Origin of the sequence: Phytobacter sp. MRY16-398, from assembly GCF_003925915.1 — a bacterium.
In the GTDB taxonomy this organism is placed as follows: Bacteria; Pseudomonadota; Gammaproteobacteria; order Enterobacterales; family Enterobacteriaceae; genus Phytobacter; species Phytobacter diazotrophicus.
The window spans coordinates 4,436,070-4,453,083 of the sequence record NZ_AP018756.1; the positions used below are offsets into that span (position 1 = coordinate 4,436,070).

General features: G+C 54.1%; 13 protein-coding genes. 10 read left to right on the forward strand and 3 right to left on the reverse strand.

The window, feature by feature from the left end; all coding sequences use genetic code 11:
• Window positions 1-10: 10 nt before the first annotated feature.
• Together MRY16398_RS21835 and MRY16398_RS21845 are read right to left on the reverse strand one after the other, a co-directional pair.
• The gene (locus MRY16398_RS21835) at window positions 11-1,768 is read right to left on the reverse strand and encodes a YadA C-terminal domain-containing protein (RefSeq protein WP_125125173.1); all 1,758 of its coding nucleotides are present in this window, start codon (window positions 1,766-1,768) and stop codon (window positions 11-13) included.
• Window positions 1,769-2,816: 1,048 nt separating this feature from the next.
• Complete coding sequence (locus MRY16398_RS21845; protein WP_110295950.1) at window positions 2,817-3,710, reverse strand: LysR substrate-binding domain-containing protein; 894 nt, start codon at window positions 3,708-3,710, stop codon at window positions 2,817-2,819.
• Between the two features lie 112 nt (window positions 3,711-3,822).
• Here MRY16398_RS21845 and MRY16398_RS21850 point away from each other — a divergent pair, with 112 nt between their 5' ends.
• The 6 genes from MRY16398_RS21850 (at window position 3,823) to MRY16398_RS21875 (ending at window position 11,247) form a co-directional block, all read left to right on the forward strand.
• Window positions 3,823-4,968, forward strand: coding sequence for a serine hydrolase domain-containing protein (locus MRY16398_RS21850; protein ID WP_125125175.1), 1,146 nt, complete (start codon window positions 3,823-3,825; stop codon window positions 4,966-4,968).
• The gene (locus MRY16398_RS21855) at window positions 4,965-6,146 is read left to right on the forward strand and encodes an MFS transporter (protein WP_125125176.1); all 1,182 of its coding nucleotides are present in this window, start codon (window positions 4,965-4,967) and stop codon (window positions 6,144-6,146) included. Before MRY16398_RS21850 ends, MRY16398_RS21855 begins: the two co-directional genes overlap by 4 nt.
• A 66-nt stretch (window positions 6,147-6,212) precedes the next feature.
• Window positions 6,213-7,133 (forward strand): LysR family transcriptional regulator, encoded by a 921-nt coding sequence (locus tag MRY16398_RS21860; RefSeq protein WP_079497991.1) that lies wholly within the window; start codon window positions 6,213-6,215, stop codon window positions 7,131-7,133.
• Between the two features lie 108 nt (window positions 7,134-7,241).
• Window positions 7,242-8,435 carry an MFS transporter gene (locus tag MRY16398_RS21865; protein WP_125125177.1) on the forward strand — a complete coding sequence of 398 codons (1,194 nt, stop codon included), beginning with the start codon at window positions 7,242-7,244 and terminating at the stop codon, window positions 8,433-8,435.
• A 23-nt stretch (window positions 8,436-8,458) separates the two neighbouring features.
• Complete coding sequence (locus MRY16398_RS21870; protein ID WP_107222560.1) at window positions 8,459-9,478, forward strand: NAD(P)H-quinone oxidoreductase; 1,020 nt, start codon at window positions 8,459-8,461, stop codon at window positions 9,476-9,478.
• 341 nt (window positions 9,479-9,819) lie between these two features.
• Window positions 9,820-11,247, forward strand: coding sequence for a methyl-accepting chemotaxis protein (locus MRY16398_RS21875; protein WP_125125178.1), 1,428 nt, complete (start codon window positions 9,820-9,822; stop codon window positions 11,245-11,247).
• A 159-nt stretch (window positions 11,248-11,406) separates the two neighbouring features.
• Here the strand turns inward: MRY16398_RS21875 and MRY16398_RS21880 are convergent, their stop codons facing one another.
• Window positions 11,407-12,333 (reverse strand): LysR family transcriptional regulator, encoded by a 927-nt coding sequence (locus MRY16398_RS21880; protein WP_052249353.1) that lies wholly within the window; start codon window positions 12,331-12,333, stop codon window positions 11,407-11,409.
• A 156-nt stretch (window positions 12,334-12,489) separates the two neighbouring features.
• Between MRY16398_RS21880 and MRY16398_RS21885 the strand changes: the two genes are divergently transcribed.
• The 4 genes from MRY16398_RS21885 (at window position 12,490) to citC (ending at window position 17,013) form a co-directional block, all read left to right on the forward strand.
• Window positions 12,490-13,578 carry a 4-oxalomesaconate tautomerase gene (locus MRY16398_RS21885; protein ID WP_041852323.1) on the forward strand — a complete coding sequence of 363 codons (1,089 nt, stop codon included), beginning with the start codon at window positions 12,490-12,492 and terminating at the stop codon, window positions 13,576-13,578.
• A 94-nt stretch (window positions 13,579-13,672) separates the two neighbouring features.
• Window positions 13,673-14,914, forward strand: a complete 1,242-nt coding sequence (locus MRY16398_RS21890) for an MFS transporter (protein WP_125125179.1) — start codon at window positions 13,673-13,675, stop codon at window positions 14,912-14,914.
• A gap of 75 nt (window positions 14,915-14,989) precedes the next feature.
• Complete coding sequence (locus tag MRY16398_RS21895; RefSeq protein ID WP_041852325.1) at window positions 14,990-15,853, forward strand: fumarylacetoacetate hydrolase family protein; 864 nt, start codon at window positions 14,990-14,992, stop codon at window positions 15,851-15,853.
• 62 nt (window positions 15,854-15,915) lie between these two features.
• Complete coding sequence (gene citC, locus MRY16398_RS21900) at window positions 15,916-17,013, forward strand: [citrate (pro-3S)-lyase] ligase (protein WP_041852326.1); 1,098 nt, start codon at window positions 15,916-15,918, stop codon at window positions 17,011-17,013.
• The last annotated feature ends 1 nt before the right edge of the window (window position 17,014 follow it).

Genomic DNA, 17,014 nt, shown 5'->3' on the forward strand with positions numbered 1-17,014 from the left:
CGTGGGGTGATTACCAGGAGCCCGATAAACCGACAGAGCCGCCTGTCGCATTACCGTCGTACGAGATCTGCACGCTTACCGAGGTCTTCGCCGTGAGACCAAAGTTCAGGCCGCCTGCAATGGCAGTTTCATTGTCATATTCACCCACCGCCACCGCATACCCGGACTGGTGGCCGGCATAATGCAGGTTACTGGTCGCTTGCGACATCGCTCCCACCTGGTTGATCGTTTTACGGTTTTCATGGATATCTTTGCTGTTCTGATCGATACGCTGTTTGTTGGCCGCAATCGCGGAACGGTTCGCAGAGATAGCGCTACGGTTCTGATAAATGTTGGTGGTGTTGTTGTAAATGGCGGTATTGTTGCGGCTAATCTGGGTCCGCGCTGCCGTATCGACCGTCCAGGCATTAACCGTTAAGGTCGTCGCACTGTTCTTACCATTCGTACCATTCGTACCGTTGGTGCCATTTTTACCCGGCTGCCCCACAACATTAATCACCTGAATATTCCCGCCAGTTTGCGGCGTCCCGGAAGGTTGACTATTGATGGTGGTCACTTTCGTCCCGGTGATAACAGTCTGTACAGGCATTGTCGTTACAGTGGTCTGCGGATAGGTTTTCAGCGGTACTGTCACTGATGCATGTGGAGTCTGTGCTGAAACAGTGTTCGGCTGCGGCGTCTGTTGCTGCACGGTCGGTACTGCCTGCGGGATCGGCGTCGGCGCTTTCATCGGCTGCGGTGTCTGCTGCTGCACGCTCGGAATCGCCTGCGCTGTCAGGGTCGGCACGGCCATCGGCTGCGGCGTCTGTTGCTGCACGCTCGGTACCGCCTGAGGAGTCAGGGTTGGCGCTTTCATCGGCTGCGGAGTCTGCTGCTGCACGGTCGGAACCGCCTGCGGAGTCAGGGTCGGCACGGCCATCGGCTGCGGCGTCAGTTGCTGCACGCCCGGAACCGCCTGCGGAATCGGGGTCGGCGCTTTCATCGGCTGCGGGACCTGCTGCTGCACGGTCGGAACCGCCTGCGGAATCGGCGTCGGCGCTTTCATCGGCTGCGGGGTCTGCTGCTGTACAGTCGGAATGGCCTGCGGGATCGGGGTCGGCACGGCCATCGGCTGCGGCGTCTGCTGCTGCACGCTCGGAATCGCCTGCGCTGTCAGGGTCGGCACGGCCATCGGCTGCGGCGTCTGCTGCTGTACAGTCGGAACCGCCTGCGGAGTCAGTGTCGGCGCTTTCATCGGCTGCGGCGTCTGCTGCTGCACGCTCGGAACCGCCTGCGGGATCGGCGTCGGCGCTTTCATCGGCTGCGGGGTCTGCTGCTGCACGCTCGGTACCGCCTGCGGAATCGGCGTCGGCACGGCCATCGGCTGCGGGACCTGCTGCTGCACGCTCGGAATCGCCTGCGGAGTCAGGGTCGGCGCTTTCATCGGCTGCGGCGTCTGCTGCTGCATGGTCGGAATGGCCTGTGGCACCAGAGCAGGCGTAAATCCTGTGACTGCCTGCAAGTCAGCCATATGTCTGGACGCGATATTCATCGTCTGCCCTGCATTAGACCACTCTTTGATCTCCGCATCGGTCAGCATCGCTATCTGATTATGGGTGTTTTTATATCTGCGATTCACATCTGCGGCCTGGTTGAGATCATGCCGTGTGGCCTGAATATCGGCAACGTATTGTTCAATAGTGCCAGGGTAGATCGTTGCGTTCACAGAACAAATCGAACCCACCAGCACGGCAAGGGTCGTCAGTCTGGCAACCGTATTACGTTTCATTATGTGCTTACCATCATTCGTTAAGTTGAAAATGAGGCACAGACAATGTCGCTAGCCCCAGAGTTAATCAAGACTTCAATGTCGCGAAGATTACAGACATACAAAAGACTTATCAACTGTTTCTTTATTAGCTACATATGGGTTTTAAAGATGACTTTGAAAAGACTAATATTTTTGTCTTAAAATATTTCATAGCTTTAAAAAGTTTTTCTAAAGACATCAAATAGTCACGTGAGTGATAAATAACACGCCAAACAAATAACTGATAACTCTTTTCAAGAAGATGGTAAGAAAGGAGATAAAACCATTAAAAACAATAAATAAGAGATAAAAACCAGCATAAGAAGATAAGAAAACTGAACAAAGGTAAGCGTTAACCTGTAAAAGGACTGTTTTTTGGCAGAGTTGAGAAAAAGGTAAGGGGGAAGAGTGTCAGAAAGAGGGAAAAGACAAAAAAGACGTAGTTTCACATCACCAAAGACCAGACATTAATCAATCAAGCAAGAAAAAGACATAATAAAGACTACAAAAAGTCATTAAAAGAAAATGACACTCATCCCCAAACCTGAGGAATTCCCAGTAATCTTACGTTTTACAGCGATAACGCCGCTTAATAAAAATAAAACAGTGGTAGCGATGACAGGGTCCGGCTGAAAATCGATGAGGCGTTGGCGGCTGACCGGGGCCGCCCGCAGGGAAGCGGGCGGAGGGGATAGCCTGCAAGGACGCAGGCTGGTCCCCGACCCGAAAGTCAGACGACATAAGCATCATGGACCGCGCCAGCGGCGATTTTCTTTGCCGGGAGCCCGGGTCGCCAGGGTGGTGGCGGTGAGCCACCCTGGCACGTTCACGGGTTCTGTCGCGACAGAAAAGCAAGGAACATAAGGTGAACGGAATGACCATCAGAGCCGCATTTCCCCCTCACCCTAACCCTCTCCCCAAAGAGGAGAGGGGACCGTTCGTGCTCGCATTTTTGTGGGGGATTCCTCAGCCCCCAAACCATACTCAGCGCGCACGGCTGTGGCTCTTTTTGACTTGATGACGCTTCTTACTTTGCTGGAGGGAAGATCCGCGCGCTAAGAAAATCGATCAGTACACGTAGCTTTGGCGAGGGATGTTTACTGGCAGGCCACAGAAGATGTACCACGCCGGTGTGGCTGGCGTAATCGGCCAGGACTTCCCGCAGCGCCCCCTCTTCCAGCGCTTCACGAATGGCGAAGTCAGGTAACCAGGCAATGCCCAGCCCACGTAGCGCGAAACAGACACGGGTTTCAATGTTATTGCATACCATGGTCGCCGGAAGCGCGAGTTCGTTTTCCGCCTCGTTGCCACGCATCACCCAGCGCTCCAGTTTGCCGCTTGAGGGAAAACGGTATTGCAGGCAGGCATGGCGCGTAAGATCCGCAGGGGTTTGCGGTTCACCACAGCGGGCCAGATACTCCGGCGATGCCACGACCACGGTACGAAAGTGGCCCAATTTGCGGGCAGAAAGGCGCGAATCCGCTGGCGGGCCGATGCGCAGCACGGCGTCATAGCCTTCGGCAATCACATCAACCATGCGGTCGGTAAATTCCAGATCCAACTGGATCTGCGGGTACTGGCGCATAAAATCACCCAGTACGGGTAGTACCAGCGAGCCCACCAGCGGCAAGCTGAGTCGCAAACGTCCGACCGGGTGCTCCGCCGCCTGGGTGAGTTCCTGCTGTGCGGCCTCGATTTCCGCGAGGATGCGTCGGCTGCGCTCCAGCAGTAAATGCCCTTCTGCCGTCAGCGTGATACTGCGCGTGCTGCGGTGAAACAACCGTACACCGAGCTTATCTTCCAGACGGGCGATGCTCTTGCCGACCGCCGAGGCCGACACGCCAAGGTTACGCCCGGCGGCCACAAAGCTGCGCATCTCCGCCACCTGCACAAACACCACAAATCCGTTAAGACTTTCCATACGCCCCCGCTATTACGGACATTTATCTCCGCAGTGTCATGAAATATACCCCTCTTTTTCCGCAATCGCGAAGCTTCTACTGTGGAAACGTTGAACACTGAGGAGAGAACATATGCACGATTTCATTCAACGCGTTGTCCGTCAGGCTCTGCATGAGCGCCGCCTGGTGGGCGTGGAAGTCATGGTCGCCCACCATGGGCAAACGCTTTATCACCAGGCGGCAGGCTACGCCGACCGGGAAACGCACCGCCCGATGACGCTGAATACCCGTTTCCGCCTTGCGTCGGTCAGTAAACCTATCGTGACCACCGCCGCGATGGTGCTGGTGCAGCAGGGGAAATTGCATCTTGATGAGGCCATCACCCGCTACCTGCCTGACTTTACCCCGCCCTTGCCGAATGGCGGCCAGGCCACCATCACGCTGCGCCAGTTAATGAGCCACAGCGCCGGTCTGGGTTACCGCTTCCTTGAAGAGGATGCGAACGGCCCCTACGCCCGCGCGGGGGTTTCTGATGGGATGGATGCATCCGGGGTAACGCTTAACGAAAACGTCCGTCGTATTGCCACGGTCCCTCTGCTATATGCGCCGGGAACCGCGTGGTGTTATTCGCTGGCCATCGATGTGCTGGGGGCGGTGATTGAGCAGGTACAAGGACAACCGCTGGATGTGGCGATAAAAACGCTGGTTACCGGGCCGCTGGCCATGCACAACACCGCCTTCGCGCTCGCCCCACAACAAGAGGTCGCCACCGCCTATGTGAATGACCAGCCGGAGCCACACCGCCTGCAAGAGGGGGAGTTTGCAGCCCCTTTTGAGAACACTGTGGGTATCTGCTACAGCCCGTCACGGGTCTACAATAGCCAGGCGTACCCGTCGGGCGGGGCGGGAATGGTCGGCACCGTGGGCGATATGATGCGCCTGCTTGAAACGTTGCGCAGCGGTGGCGGTTCCCTGCTGGCCCCCGAATGGGTAGCGGAAATGGGCCGCGATCAGATTGCGCCACATGAACTCCCGGACGCCCCCGGCGTGGGCTTTGGACTGGGCTTTTCCGTTCTTCGCGATCCACAACTCGCCGCCTCGCCGGAATCCCCCGGCACCTGGCGCTGGGGTGGCGCCTACGGCCACGCCTGGTTTGTCGACCAGAAGCAGGCACTCAGCGTAGTGGCCTTTAGCAATACGCTGTATGAAGGCATGTCGGGACAGTTTGTGAATGATCTGCGCGATGCGGTCTACCACGGCCTGCGGGAGGCATCATGACAGGCGCGGAACGACTGCCCATTTTGCCGCTGCTGGCGCTGGGGATGGCGGCATTTGTCACTATTGTCACCGAAACGCTGCCTGCCGGGTTGCTGACGCTCATGGCAGACGATCTCTCCATCACGCCCGCGGCGGCCGGGCAAAGCGTGACGGCCTATGCCATCGGCTCGTTTATCGCCGCCATCCCTCTGATGTCGTTACTGCAGGGGTGGCGACGCCGCCGCCTGCTGTTGCTGACGCTTGCCGGGTTCACGCTGGCAAATACCGTCACCGCGTTTGCCACCGATTATTGGCTGCTGCTCGCTGCGCGCGGTATCGCTGGCATCGCAGCCGGTATTCTGTGGGCGCTGCTGGCGGGGTTCGCCGCGTCGATGGCCCCCGTCCATAAAAGGGGAAAAGCAATCGCCATTGCCATGGCAGGCACACCGCTGGCGCTCTCCATTGGCGTGCCCATCGGCACTTTCGTGGGTAACCTGATTGGCTGGCGACTCTGTTTTGCGATGCTTAGCGTAATGTCGCTGCTGTTGATCATCGTTCTGCGGCTGAGCGCCCCGGATCATGGCACGGCAGCCGTACAACAGCGCTTATCGCTACGCCGCGTCGCACAACTGCCCGGCGTGGGCGGCGTCCTGCTGCTGGTGCTCTGTTTCGTACTGGCGCATAACCTGCTCTACACCTATATTTCGCCGTTTCTGGCCCCCGCAGGGTTAACGGCAAGAACGGATGCTGTCCTGTTACTGTTTGGTCTGTGTTCACTGGCGAGTATCGCGGTAACGGGGGTGTTGATTGACCGCCACCTGCACCGACTCACCGTGCTGAGCGTTGGTCTGTTTATGCTGGCCGCCCTGCTACTGCAACTGAATGCGAGCAGCGCCTCCACGGTCTGGGTCGCGGTGACGCTGTGGGGGCTGGCCTTTGGTGGGGCCGCCACCCTGTTTCAGACCGCGATGGTGATCCGCGCCAAAGCGGCGACAGACATCGCGCAATCAATGCTGGTAACGGTGTGGAACCTGGCGATTGCTGGCGGCGGCGTGCTGGGTGGCATAGTGTTACAACACACTGGAACAGGCGGTTTTCCCCCTCTGTTGCTCTTACTGCTGGCCGTGGCGATGGGGGTGGCATGGGTAACAGGCAAAAAAACCTGCGCGAATGAGCAACAGTCATTCATCGAACAGTAAGGAGCACATCGGCACGCAGCGTGATATGTTGTGCGTATTGTGAATAATTTTGCGAAATGCGCAAAGATGATAACGCCCAATTTTGCCGAGTATCTCTCTGTCTTCGCCGATGTCGTGCGCAGCGGCAGCTTTTCCGCTGCTGCGCGTAAGCGTGCACAAACCCCGTCTGCCGTGGTGCGGCAAATTGATGCGCTGGAACATGAGCTGGGTGTCGCGTTGTTTATTCGCTCAACGCGCTCACTGACGCTGACAGATTCGGGGCAGAAACTGTACCAGCGGGCGCTGCGCCTGCTTGATGAGCTGGCTGATGTTCACGCGGAGGTCTCAGCATTTGATATTTCCGTGTCCGGCACCCTGCGCATCGCGTGCCTGCCCTCTTTCGGCAAGCGGTACGTTCTGCCGGTCATCGCAGCGCTGGAAGCGGAACACCCGGCGCTGCGCGTTGAACTCGATCTCACCGAACGGCTTTACAATCCGGTCACAGAGCGGCTGGACGTGATGATTCGCATGGGCGACCTGCCGGACAGCACGCTTATCGCCATGACGCTCGCGCCGCTGACACGCCTGCTGGTGGCAAGCCCCGCTTACCTTGCGCGTGCAGGCCAGCCGGTCAATGCCAGCGAGCTGGTCTCGCACCGCCTGCTCGATAAACTGCACGGCACCGACCTGCTGGGATGGAAGGAGATCCCCGGTTTTTCGCACAGCGAAGCGCAACGTGCCGGGGTGTTCTTTCGCTGCGATGATTTTGAAGCCTTACGCAGCGCGGCACTGGCGGGCATGGGCATCGCCTTTCTGCCCACCTGGATTGTCGGCCAGGATGTAAAAGCGGGCGCACTCACGCGTCTTTCGCTCGACGGCGAACCCTGGAATGCCGCCCCATCGCGCATTCATCTGCTGCGCGCGTTGCCACAGCCCGGTGCCAAAGTCCGCGCCTTTAATGCGGCACTTTGCCAGGCCATCGGCACACCGCCTGTCTGGGAACCCTGAACTTCATCTTTGCATAATGCGCAAAGATGTTGCGTCCGAAACGGCGTTATCATCCTGCATCGTGCCGTATAGAGTGGTGGCAACTCTTGATACGGGATTGATGCCACCATGGTTACCTCTTCTTCATCGTCAGCGCCGCTCTCGGCCACCACCGTTTTTCTGATGGCCCTGGCCTGCGCCTTTGCAGTTTCAACGCTTTATTACAACCAGCCGCTACTCGCCAGCATGGGGGCAACCTTCGGGCGCTCCGATGCGCAGGCGGGCCAGATTGCCATGCTGACGCAACTTGGTTACGCCAGCGGCCTGTTCCTGCTGGTTCCACTCGGCGATCGGGTCGATCGTAAACGACTCATCATCGCGCTGCTGGCATGCAATATGGTCAGCCTGCTGGCGGTGGGCGTCGCACCCAATTTTAACCTGTTAAAACTGGCCAGCTTCGCCGTCGGCGCCAGTGCCGTGAGCGCACAAATTATTATCCCCACCATGTCGGGTCTGGCCGATCCGACCCTACGTGGACGGGTTGTAGGCACATTGTTGAGCGGCCTCTCGGCAGGTTTACTGTTTGCCCGCACCTTAAGTGGTTTTGTCGGTGCCAGTGAGGGCTGGCGTATGATGTTTTTGCTGGCCGTCGCCATCGATGTACTGGTGATGGTGGTGATTATCCTCCGCTTCCCGTCAACCGCGCAGGCTACATCACTCCCCTATACCGCCTTGCTGTCATCACTGTGGGCACTGTTTAAAGATGAACCCACCGTTCGCGCCGCTTGCGCTACGGGATTTCTGATGTTTGCCGCCTTCTCCGCATTATGGTCTACGCTCGCTATGTTGATGGCGCGCCCGCCGTATGAATTTGGCCCGGACACCGTGGGGGCATTTGGTTTCGTCGGAATCGCCGGTCTGCTGGCGTCCCCGGCGATTGGCCGCGTGGTCGACCGCGTGGGTTCCGGCAAGATGCTTTTCGCTGGCGCACTGCTGTTGGTGGCGGCTTTTGCGCTGGTAGGCGTCGGCGCTTCACATCTGTGGTTACTCATCGTGGCAATGGCGATGATCGATATCGGTAACCGTGCGGGCCTGGTGGCGAATCAAAGTCGTATTACCGCGCTTTCGGCCACGGCGCGTAGCCGCCTTAATACCCTGTTTATGACCAGCTATTTTCTTGGCGGCGCAACGGGAACGGCGGTTGCGGCCACCACATCAGCTTCACTCGGCTGGCACGGGCTGGCGCTGACCGGGGCACTCTTTGCCGTTACGGCGCTGTGCGCCCATCTTTTAATCAGTACATCAACGCCGTCGCATCGCTAAAACGCACGGACTGAGGAGATAATATGTCTGAACAAACGAACGTGATCCCCGACACCATGACTGCCATCGAAATTACAGAGCCCGGTGGTCCGGAGGTGCTGAAACCAACAACGCGCCCGGTACCGCGCCCTAAAGAGAATGAAGTTCTGATTCAGATTGCCGCGGCGGGCGTCAACGGTCCTGATGTGATGCAACGCAAAGGGCAATATGCGCCACCGCCTGGCGCATCAGATATCCCCGGTCTGGAGGTTTCCGGTGTGGTCGTGGCCATCGGTAGCAAAGTACACCGCGTTAAACCGGGCGATCATGTGGCCGCGCTGATCCCAGGCGGTGGCTATGCGCAATACTGCGTGGCGGATGAAATCAATATCCTGCCCTTACCGCCTGAACTTAGCCTGACCGAAGCTGCCGCGTTACCCGAAACGTTTATGACGGTCTGGCTCAATATGTTCCAGCGCGGTCAGTTTAAAGCTGGCGATATTATCCTGATTCATGGCGGCGCATCCGGTATTGGTACGACGGCGACCATGCTGGCAAAAGCCTTTTGCGCCGGGAAAATCATCACCACGGTCGGCTCAGAAGCGCATCGCCAGGCCAGCCTGAAACTGGGGGCGGATGCCGCCATCCTCTATAAAGAGGAAGATTTCGTGGATGCCGTTCATCGTGAGACCGACGGGCATGGCGCGGATATTATTCTCGACATTGTGGCCGGGGATTACGTTGCCCGTAATTATGCCGCCGCTGCGATGAACGGTCGCATTGTGCAGATTGGCGTGATTGGCGGCGTAGCTAAAGAGGTTGATTTGTTCCCGATGCTCAGCAAACGGCTCATGCATCTGGGCTCCACGCTGCGTTCGCGTACCCCAGCGGAAAAAGCCGAGCTGATTGATGCCCTCACCGAAAACGTGTTGCCGTTAATTGAAACCGGGTCGGTGAAGCCGCAAGTCTTTAAAACCTTTCCACTGACCCAGGCAAGCGAAGCGCACCGGATGCTGGATGCCAGCGCGCATATCGGGAAAGTGGTGTTGGTGATGGAGCAGTAAACGCACCGGCGATGTCTGGCCCAGGACAGGCATCGCCAACAGAAAAGCAAGAGGAGGTCGATCGCCTCCGTCACCACAGTAACGCCTATCGTTGAGCAAGGAATAAACGATTAAAGTTTGCATATTTTGCATATTCCTATAAAAAACAACGGCCATTTTGCGCCACGGTTATCGGATGCAAAATGTATATAGTTTCTTAGCAAAATTATTTCTCTCTCCCCTGTATTTATTTATCAGCACTCCTGTTAGACTCCAACTAAATCGCACACTATCAAATATCGAGCGATTTACATTGCGTGCCGTTTACGCCCTTTGCCACCTCTCTAAAACAGAGCGCGACTATGAACTCATTAAAAAACTTCACCATCCGCCGCGTTGTGCTATGCATCCTGCTCACGGCATTTGCACTTATCACCGCGACCGGTGGTTATGCCGCTTACACAGCTCACAACATGAATAAATACGCCGAGCAGAGCGCGGCGCAGACACAACAGGCCCTTTTCCTCGCCCACGCCACGCTGGTTTTACAACATGGCACAGACGCTGAAAAACAGGCGCTTAAAAATGAAATCCCGGCGGGCCCGGAATGGGCGACGCTGTCCCAGGCGTTATCGGACACCTCCGCTAACTGGCAAACAGAAGCCACGGCGCGTATTAAAGACCTGACACAGCATGCCGTTTTCGACAGTGCGCTGAATTCATCTGACGGTAAGCGACTGAATATAGTGCTGCTCATCGCGCTGTTTGCGCTCGGCGGGCTGGTTCTGTTCTGTGACTGTTATCTGGTCATCCATCTGGTTAAACCGGTTGGCGATATTCGTTCATACTTCCAGGTTATTGCGCAGGGTGACCTTACCCGTGAGCCGAAAGATATTGGACGTAACTGCGTCGGCCAGATGATCCCCCTGGTGCGGGAAATGCAGCACAGCCTCCTTAAGACGGTCACCGCGATAAGCGAAAACAGTGACGCGCTTCATCGCGAAGCAAGTGAGATCGCGGCGGGCAATAGCGACCTGGCAAACCGCACCACGCGTCAGGCGGCCTCTCTGGAACAGGCGGCGACGAGTATGGAAGAGTTAACCTCAACGGTAAGCCATAACGCGGATAACGCCCGCCAGGTTCGCGACCTGTCAGTGACGACCGCAGAAACGACGGAAAAAGCCAGCGAACTGGTTGAGAATCTTGCCAGCACCATGAACCGTATCGCGGACGGCTCTGAGCAGATTCGCCAGTTCACCTCAACCATCAATAGCATTGCTTTCCAGACCAATATCCTTGCGCTTAACGCAGCAGTAGAAGCGGCGCGAGCCGGTGAGCAGGGGCGCGGTTTTGCTGTGGTGGCGACGGAAGTGCGTTCCCTTGCCCAGCGTAGCGCAACGGCCGCACGGGAAATCGAGTCCCTGATAAAATCAGCCATCGTTTCGGTGCATGAGGGCAAAGAGATTACCGATGCTGCGGGTGCGGCAATGACAGAGGTGAAAGGGAATGTCGCCAGCGTGAATACGCTTATCGGCGAGATTGCACTGGCCTCCGATGAACAAAGTAAGGGGATTTCACAGCTCAACCATGCGGTTGCGGAGCTGGACAGAGTGACACAGCAAAATGCCGGACTTGTCCAACAGGTGACGACATCTGCCAATAATCTCAACGCCAGAACCGAAATCCTTAATGAGGTGGTCAGTCACTTCACGCTCCCTGGCACAACAGTACGGCGAGAAAGCACCCACGCAGATTTTGCCAGGAAGCTTATCCCCGCCAGAGCACAGTGAGTCAGACCGGGCATAAGAACAAACATCTATAACGTCACGGACACCGCAGTGTTTTACAACATGAAAGTGTCCGTGACGCGTAAGTGCGACACCGCATCGCTGCGCTTCGCAGCACCCCGTTTCTGACACTCCCATGCCCAACAGCCGCTCTCCTTGCGCTTAATGACTGAATTTACCAATCCAGGGGCTGGTTTTATCCTGCGACCATAACTTCATCAACATCTCGCGAAATTTCTCGGCCGCCGGGCTCAATGAATCCCCCCTTCTTAACACTAAGCCAAGCGTTCTTCGGATAACGGGTTCGATAAGAGGACGGCTAACCAGCACATGATGCTCATCGGTAGGCATTGCCAGGCTGGGGACAACCGCAACCCCCAGACCCGCTTCCACCATCCCGAGAGATGTAGAGAGATGCCTGACTTCATAAAACCAGTTCGGCTGCCAGTCGAACCCTTCGAGCGCCTGGTCGATCAGAAGCCGGTTGCCGCTCGATTTGCGGACGCCAATAAGCCGGAGCCCGGCAAGATCTTCCCACATCACCAGCGATTTTTTGGCGAGTTCATGATCGCGTTTACAGGCCAGAACAAAAGGTTCATTCACCAGAGGGGTAAACTCTATATTGGGATGTGTGATGTTTATCATATTTATGCCGAAATCTGCGTCGCCATTAAGCACGGCTTCGAGGCAGTCGCTGGCACTATGCTCAAGAATGCGGATGCGAATATTCGGGTAATGTTCATTGTAATCACGAATAACGGAGGGCAAGAAATAGAACGCGGCGGTAGGTAAACAGGAGAGCGTAATAACCCCCGTTTGATGCGTTGCCATCTCTTTAATGCTGAGAATAGAGCTTTCATAAAAATCGATGAGATTCTTTGCCTTAGGCAGAAAATCTCGCCCGACGGCGGTCAGTTTTACTCGTCTGGTCGACCGCTCAAATAACGTTGTGCCCAAACTCTCCTCAAGCTTTTTTATTCGCCTTGTTAAGGCAGGCTGGGAGATGTGTAAAAATTGTGACGCCCTTGTGAAACAGCCAATTTCCGCAATCTTAACAAACGCTTGAATACCCTGTAATTCATGCTGCATGTTTATCCCCCCCACGTTTACCCCGCTATTAAACCATCGTAACCGACAGTTTATTAATGTGTAAAACGCATTAATCCTTCGTTTTTTGACATTAGAGTTATTTATCCGCATATGGGACGCTTACTGCATCATTTAATGTGTGGAAAGAGAAAACCTATGTTCAACATACCTTGCGTACTGATGCGCGGCGGTACTTCTAAGGGACCCGTTATTCTGGCAAGCGATTTGCCCACCGACGTCCAGGAACGTGATGCGGTTCTGCTGGCGCTGATGGGTGCCGGCCATGAGCTGGAAATTGATGGCATCGGTGGCGGCAGCCCGCAAACCAGTAAAGTGGCGATTGTGAGCCGTTCAGAGAGCCCGGATGCGGATATTGACTATCTGTTTGCCCAGGTCATGGTGAAAGAGCGCCGTGTGGATACCACGCCCAACTGCGGAAATATGTTATGTGCGGTTGGCCCTTTTGCCATTGAAAAAGGGCTGGTTGCGGCAAAAAACCCAGTCACCACGGTTCGCATCCGCAATCTCAACACCGGAACATTTGTTGACGCCGAAGTGCAAACCCCTGATTACAAGGTGTGTTATGAGGGTGACACGCAAATTGATGGCGTGCCTGGCGCCGCAGCGCCGGTCGGTTTAACGTTCCTCAATTCCGCAGGCTGTAAAACCGGTAAATTACTCCCGACCGGTAACACAACGGATGTTTTTGACGGAGTGGAAGTCACCTGCATTGATATGGCGATGCCGATGATCTTAATCGATGCACAGCAGATGGATAAAACCGGTGGTGAATCCCCTGCGGAGCTGGAAGCCGATCTGGCGTTTATGCAACGTCTTGAAAAAATCCGTCGCAAAGCTGGCGAGGCCATGGGTTTTGGCGATGTCAGCGACAAAGTGATACCCAAACCTGTGCTTCTGAGCAAACCTACGGCGGGCGGCACGATTAAGGTTCGCTATTTCATGCCGCATAATTGCCATAAATCGCTGGCTATTACCGGATCTATTGGTATTTCAACAGCAACCATCATTGATGGCTCTGTTGCCCAGAAAATCATTAGTGACCAACCGAAAGATGCATTTACCAATATTGTTAATATTGAACACCCAAGCGGAAAAATTACAGTCTCATTATTAAAAGACGGAAATAAAATCGAAAACACCCGTGCTGCTGTAATCAGAACGACCCGTAAATTGTTTGAGGGTAGTGTTTATGTTCCGGAAATCGCTTTAGCGGAAGTTATATGAACATCAGCCAGCCTTTTAGAAGTTTTACCGATTAATACCTTTAGCCTGTAACGGCTAAGAAGCTCTGTACCAGAAAAATAATGTCGAGGATATTATGGCTATAACGAACGTTAAAAATATTTCAGGCGGTTCCGGCGATGTAACAGCGAGCCAATACATCCGTGTCATCTTTGCTTTAGCCCTGTCAGGTTTGGCTGAATTAGCGTCTTTATTTTTCATTCAACCGTTGTTACCTGTTCTCGCGGTTGAATATGATGTCCCGGTCAGTCAGGTCAGTATCATTCTTTCCGCAGAAACCGCCCTGCTTGCCATTGGTCTGTTGTTCACGGGTACACTTTCCGATCATTATGGCCGTAAACGCCTGATTATTGTCTCCTTGTTACTGGGTGGGTTACTCACCATTCTGTGCCCACTGGTCCAGTCATGGGCGATGCTGGTGGCGTTACGTGCCGTTATTGGCCTGGCGCTGAGCGGCATTGCCGCTGCGGCAACGGCTTATATTAGCGAAGAAGTGGCCCCGGTCGTTGCGGGCGTAGTCACCGGTTACTTTGTGTTTGGCAACTCAATGGGTGGAATGTCGGGCCGTATCGTGGCCAGCCAGTTGATTGAACACATTTCCATAAACACGATTTTCTACGGTTTTGCGGCAAGCCTGATTGTTGTTGCGCTACTGGTTTACTTTATTCTGCCCGCCTCCAAAAACTTCAAACCGACGGAAACCCTGAATGTATTCCGTGTTGTGAAGGGCGCCGCGTCGCATTTCCAAAATAAAAAACTCGCTCTGGCATTTGTTATTAGCTTTATCATTTTTGGTACCTTCACCTCTCTCTACAACTATCTGGCTTTCTTCCTTAAGGGCGAGCCGTTCCATATTTCCCCTGCCAACGCCGGGCTGCTCTCTTTCAGTTTTGCGTTAAGCTTTTTCACGGCGCCACAGGCCGGGCGGTTCTCTGCGAAATATGGCAGCATGAATGTGCTTCGCGTGTTGTTCGCCATCATGTCTTTGGGGATGTTGCTGACGCTAACCTCTAACGTCATCACCTTTATCCTGGGTGCCGTCATCTTTACGGCATGCTTCTTCGGTTGCCATTCCATCGGTCTGAGCTGGGTAAGTAAGAACGCCACACATGCTCGCGGGCAGGCCGTCGCCCTCTATTTATTCTTCTACTACATGGGTGGCTCTGTTATTGGCTTCCTGAACGGTTTCGTCTTCCACTCAACCGGCTGGGCAGGCATGACCGCATTTATTATTGCTCTGCTGGTGGTGGGTATGATTGTCGCAACACATCTTGCCTCAGGCGCGAAAGCGAATCTGGTGCCAGAAACGTCAAAATAACCGCAATCGATATACCACTCACGCCATCAACTGGCGTGAGTAAATAAAGTTTAAAAGCCAGAATTAGGTGTCATTATGAAACTTGCAAGTTACATTCATCACGGTCGTAAAAGCTACGGTATTTATACCGAAGCAGGTATTATCGACCTTGGTCAAAAAATTGGTCAGCAATATCCAACATTAAAAGATCTCCTGCAATGGGATGCTCTTGATGTCGCCCAGCAATATGTTGACTACCCGGCGGATATTACAGATAAAGATATTACGTTCTTACCGGTTATTGAGGAGCCTGGAAAAATTTTTTGCGTGGGAATGAACTATGCAGAAAAAAGAAAGGAGTTCTCCGAAACCAACAACGCGCCAACGTTATTTATCCGCTTCCCGGATTCGCAGACAGGCCACGCACGGCCGGTCATCAAACCGAATCTTACTGAGGAATTTGATTACGAAGGCGAACTGGCCGTCATCATCGGAAAAGCGGGCGAGAATATTAATCGTAGCGATGCGTTAAGCCATGTGGCGGGCTATAGCTGTTATATGGACGGTTCGGTTCGCGACTGGCAGCACGCATGGTTTACTGCCGGTAAGAACTGGCGTCAGACCGGCGCATTCGGGCCCTACATGACAACCGTTGATGAAATCCCCGATCCGCACGCATTATCCATTCAGACGTATTTGAATGGCATGCTGGTGCAGAATGATTCAACAGCCAGCATGATTCACAAAGTCGCCGATCTCATTGCTTATATCAGCACCTTCACGATGCTTAGCCCTGGCGATGTCATTATTACAGGGTCACCGGGTGGTGTTGGTAAAAAACGCAATCCGCCTTTATTCATGCATGAAGGTGATTGTGTCGAAGTCGCTATCGAGAAATTAGGCAGGCTGACCAATACCATTGTCGAGTCGACGTCGCCATCCAATGCATTTGCCCTTTAATTCGCTCGTCATAACACATGCGTCATTCAGTATCGATGAACACCAGGTCAGGAGAAATTTAGATGTATGCCGAAAAAACGCTAGAATTCGATACGGTTGAAACTAGCAACGGTGTTCTCAAAGACGAGATTATCGCATTTCTGAAAAGTAATGGATTAGGAATAGATGATGATGTCGGGCAATTCGTCATTGCGCGCGCTGGCAAAGAATTAATTGCCTGTGCGGGCCTGGCGGGCAATACATTAAAATGTATCGCTGTGCATATTGAATGGCGCGGAACATCGCTGGGATTACAGTTGATTCGCGAAGCGGAAAATCTGGCAAACCAGAACGGTGATCATCATCTGTTCCTTTTAACCTGCCCTGATAACGTTAAATCTTTCCGTGGTTGCGGCTTCTTTCCTTTAGCCACCCTTGATGGCAAAGCCGCATTAATGGAAAACACCCCGGTTGGCATTCACCGTTACTGTAAGAAACTGCGCGCAGAATTTTTCGTCCCGGCGGCCAATATTGGCGGTATCGTTATGAATGCCAACCCCTTCACGTTAGGGCACCAGTTCCTTATCGAGCAGGCCGCCCGTGCGTGCGACTGGCTGCATGTATTTGTTGTGGAAGAAAACTTATCACAGTTCTCCTTTACTGAGCGCATTGCAATGGTGCGTGACGGGGTGAAACATCTCACTAACGTAACGGTACATCCCGGTTCCAGATACATTATTTCTCGCGGCACTTTCCCCAGCTATTTTTTAAAAGAGAAACAGGTGGTGAATGATGTCTATTCCGCGATCGATTTGATTATGTTCCGACGTTATATTGCGCCCGCACTGGGTATTACACATCGTTTCGTTGGCACTGAGCCATATTGTAAAGTTACAGCCCAGTATAACCAGGCTATGCACCACTGGCTTGAAGACGAATTGGTCATTCCCTCCACCGCCATTAAAGTGCATGAAATCGACAGAAAAACCGATGAAAATAATTATCCAATCTCAGCATCGGCTGTTCGCGCCCTCTTGAATAAGAACAAACTGTCAGTCGCAAGAAATATGGTGCCCGAAAGCACCATGCCTTACTTATATAACTGGCTAAAAGCAAATCACCCTGACTTGCCGGAACAACATCTGGCAGGGAATCTTATGAGCATTAGCGTAGGACTCTAAC

Coding starts and splice junctions, on each gene's coding strand:
- MRY16398_RS21835 (WP_125125173.1), bottom strand. CDS start 1,768: ATGAAACGTAATACGGTTGCCAGACTGACGACCCTTGCCGTGCTGGTG.
- MRY16398_RS21845 (WP_110295950.1), bottom strand. CDS start 3,710: ATGGAAAGTCTTAACGGATTTGTGGTGTTTGTGCAGGTGGCGGAGATG.
- MRY16398_RS21850 (WP_125125175.1), top strand. CDS start 3,823: ATGCACGATTTCATTCAACGCGTTGTCCGTCAGGCTCTGCATGAGCGC.
- MRY16398_RS21855 (WP_125125176.1), top strand. CDS start 4,965: ATGACAGGCGCGGAACGACTGCCCATTTTGCCGCTGCTGGCGCTGGGG.
- MRY16398_RS21860 (WP_079497991.1), top strand. CDS start 6,213: ATGATAACGCCCAATTTTGCCGAGTATCTCTCTGTCTTCGCCGATGTC.
- MRY16398_RS21865 (WP_125125177.1), top strand. CDS start 7,242: ATGGTTACCTCTTCTTCATCGTCAGCGCCGCTCTCGGCCACCACCGTT.
- MRY16398_RS21870 (WP_107222560.1), top strand. CDS start 8,459: ATGTCTGAACAAACGAACGTGATCCCCGACACCATGACTGCCATCGAA.
- MRY16398_RS21875 (WP_125125178.1), top strand. CDS start 9,820: ATGAACTCATTAAAAAACTTCACCATCCGCCGCGTTGTGCTATGCATC.
- MRY16398_RS21880 (WP_052249353.1), bottom strand. CDS start 12,333: ATGCAGCATGAATTACAGGGTATTCAAGCGTTTGTTAAGATTGCGGAA.
- MRY16398_RS21885 (WP_041852323.1), top strand. CDS start 12,490: ATGTTCAACATACCTTGCGTACTGATGCGCGGCGGTACTTCTAAGGGA.
- MRY16398_RS21890 (WP_125125179.1), top strand. CDS start 13,673: ATGGCTATAACGAACGTTAAAAATATTTCAGGCGGTTCCGGCGATGTA.
- MRY16398_RS21895 (WP_041852325.1), top strand. CDS start 14,990: ATGAAACTTGCAAGTTACATTCATCACGGTCGTAAAAGCTACGGTATT.
- citC (WP_041852326.1), top strand. CDS start 15,916: ATGTATGCCGAAAAAACGCTAGAATTCGATACGGTTGAAACTAGCAAC.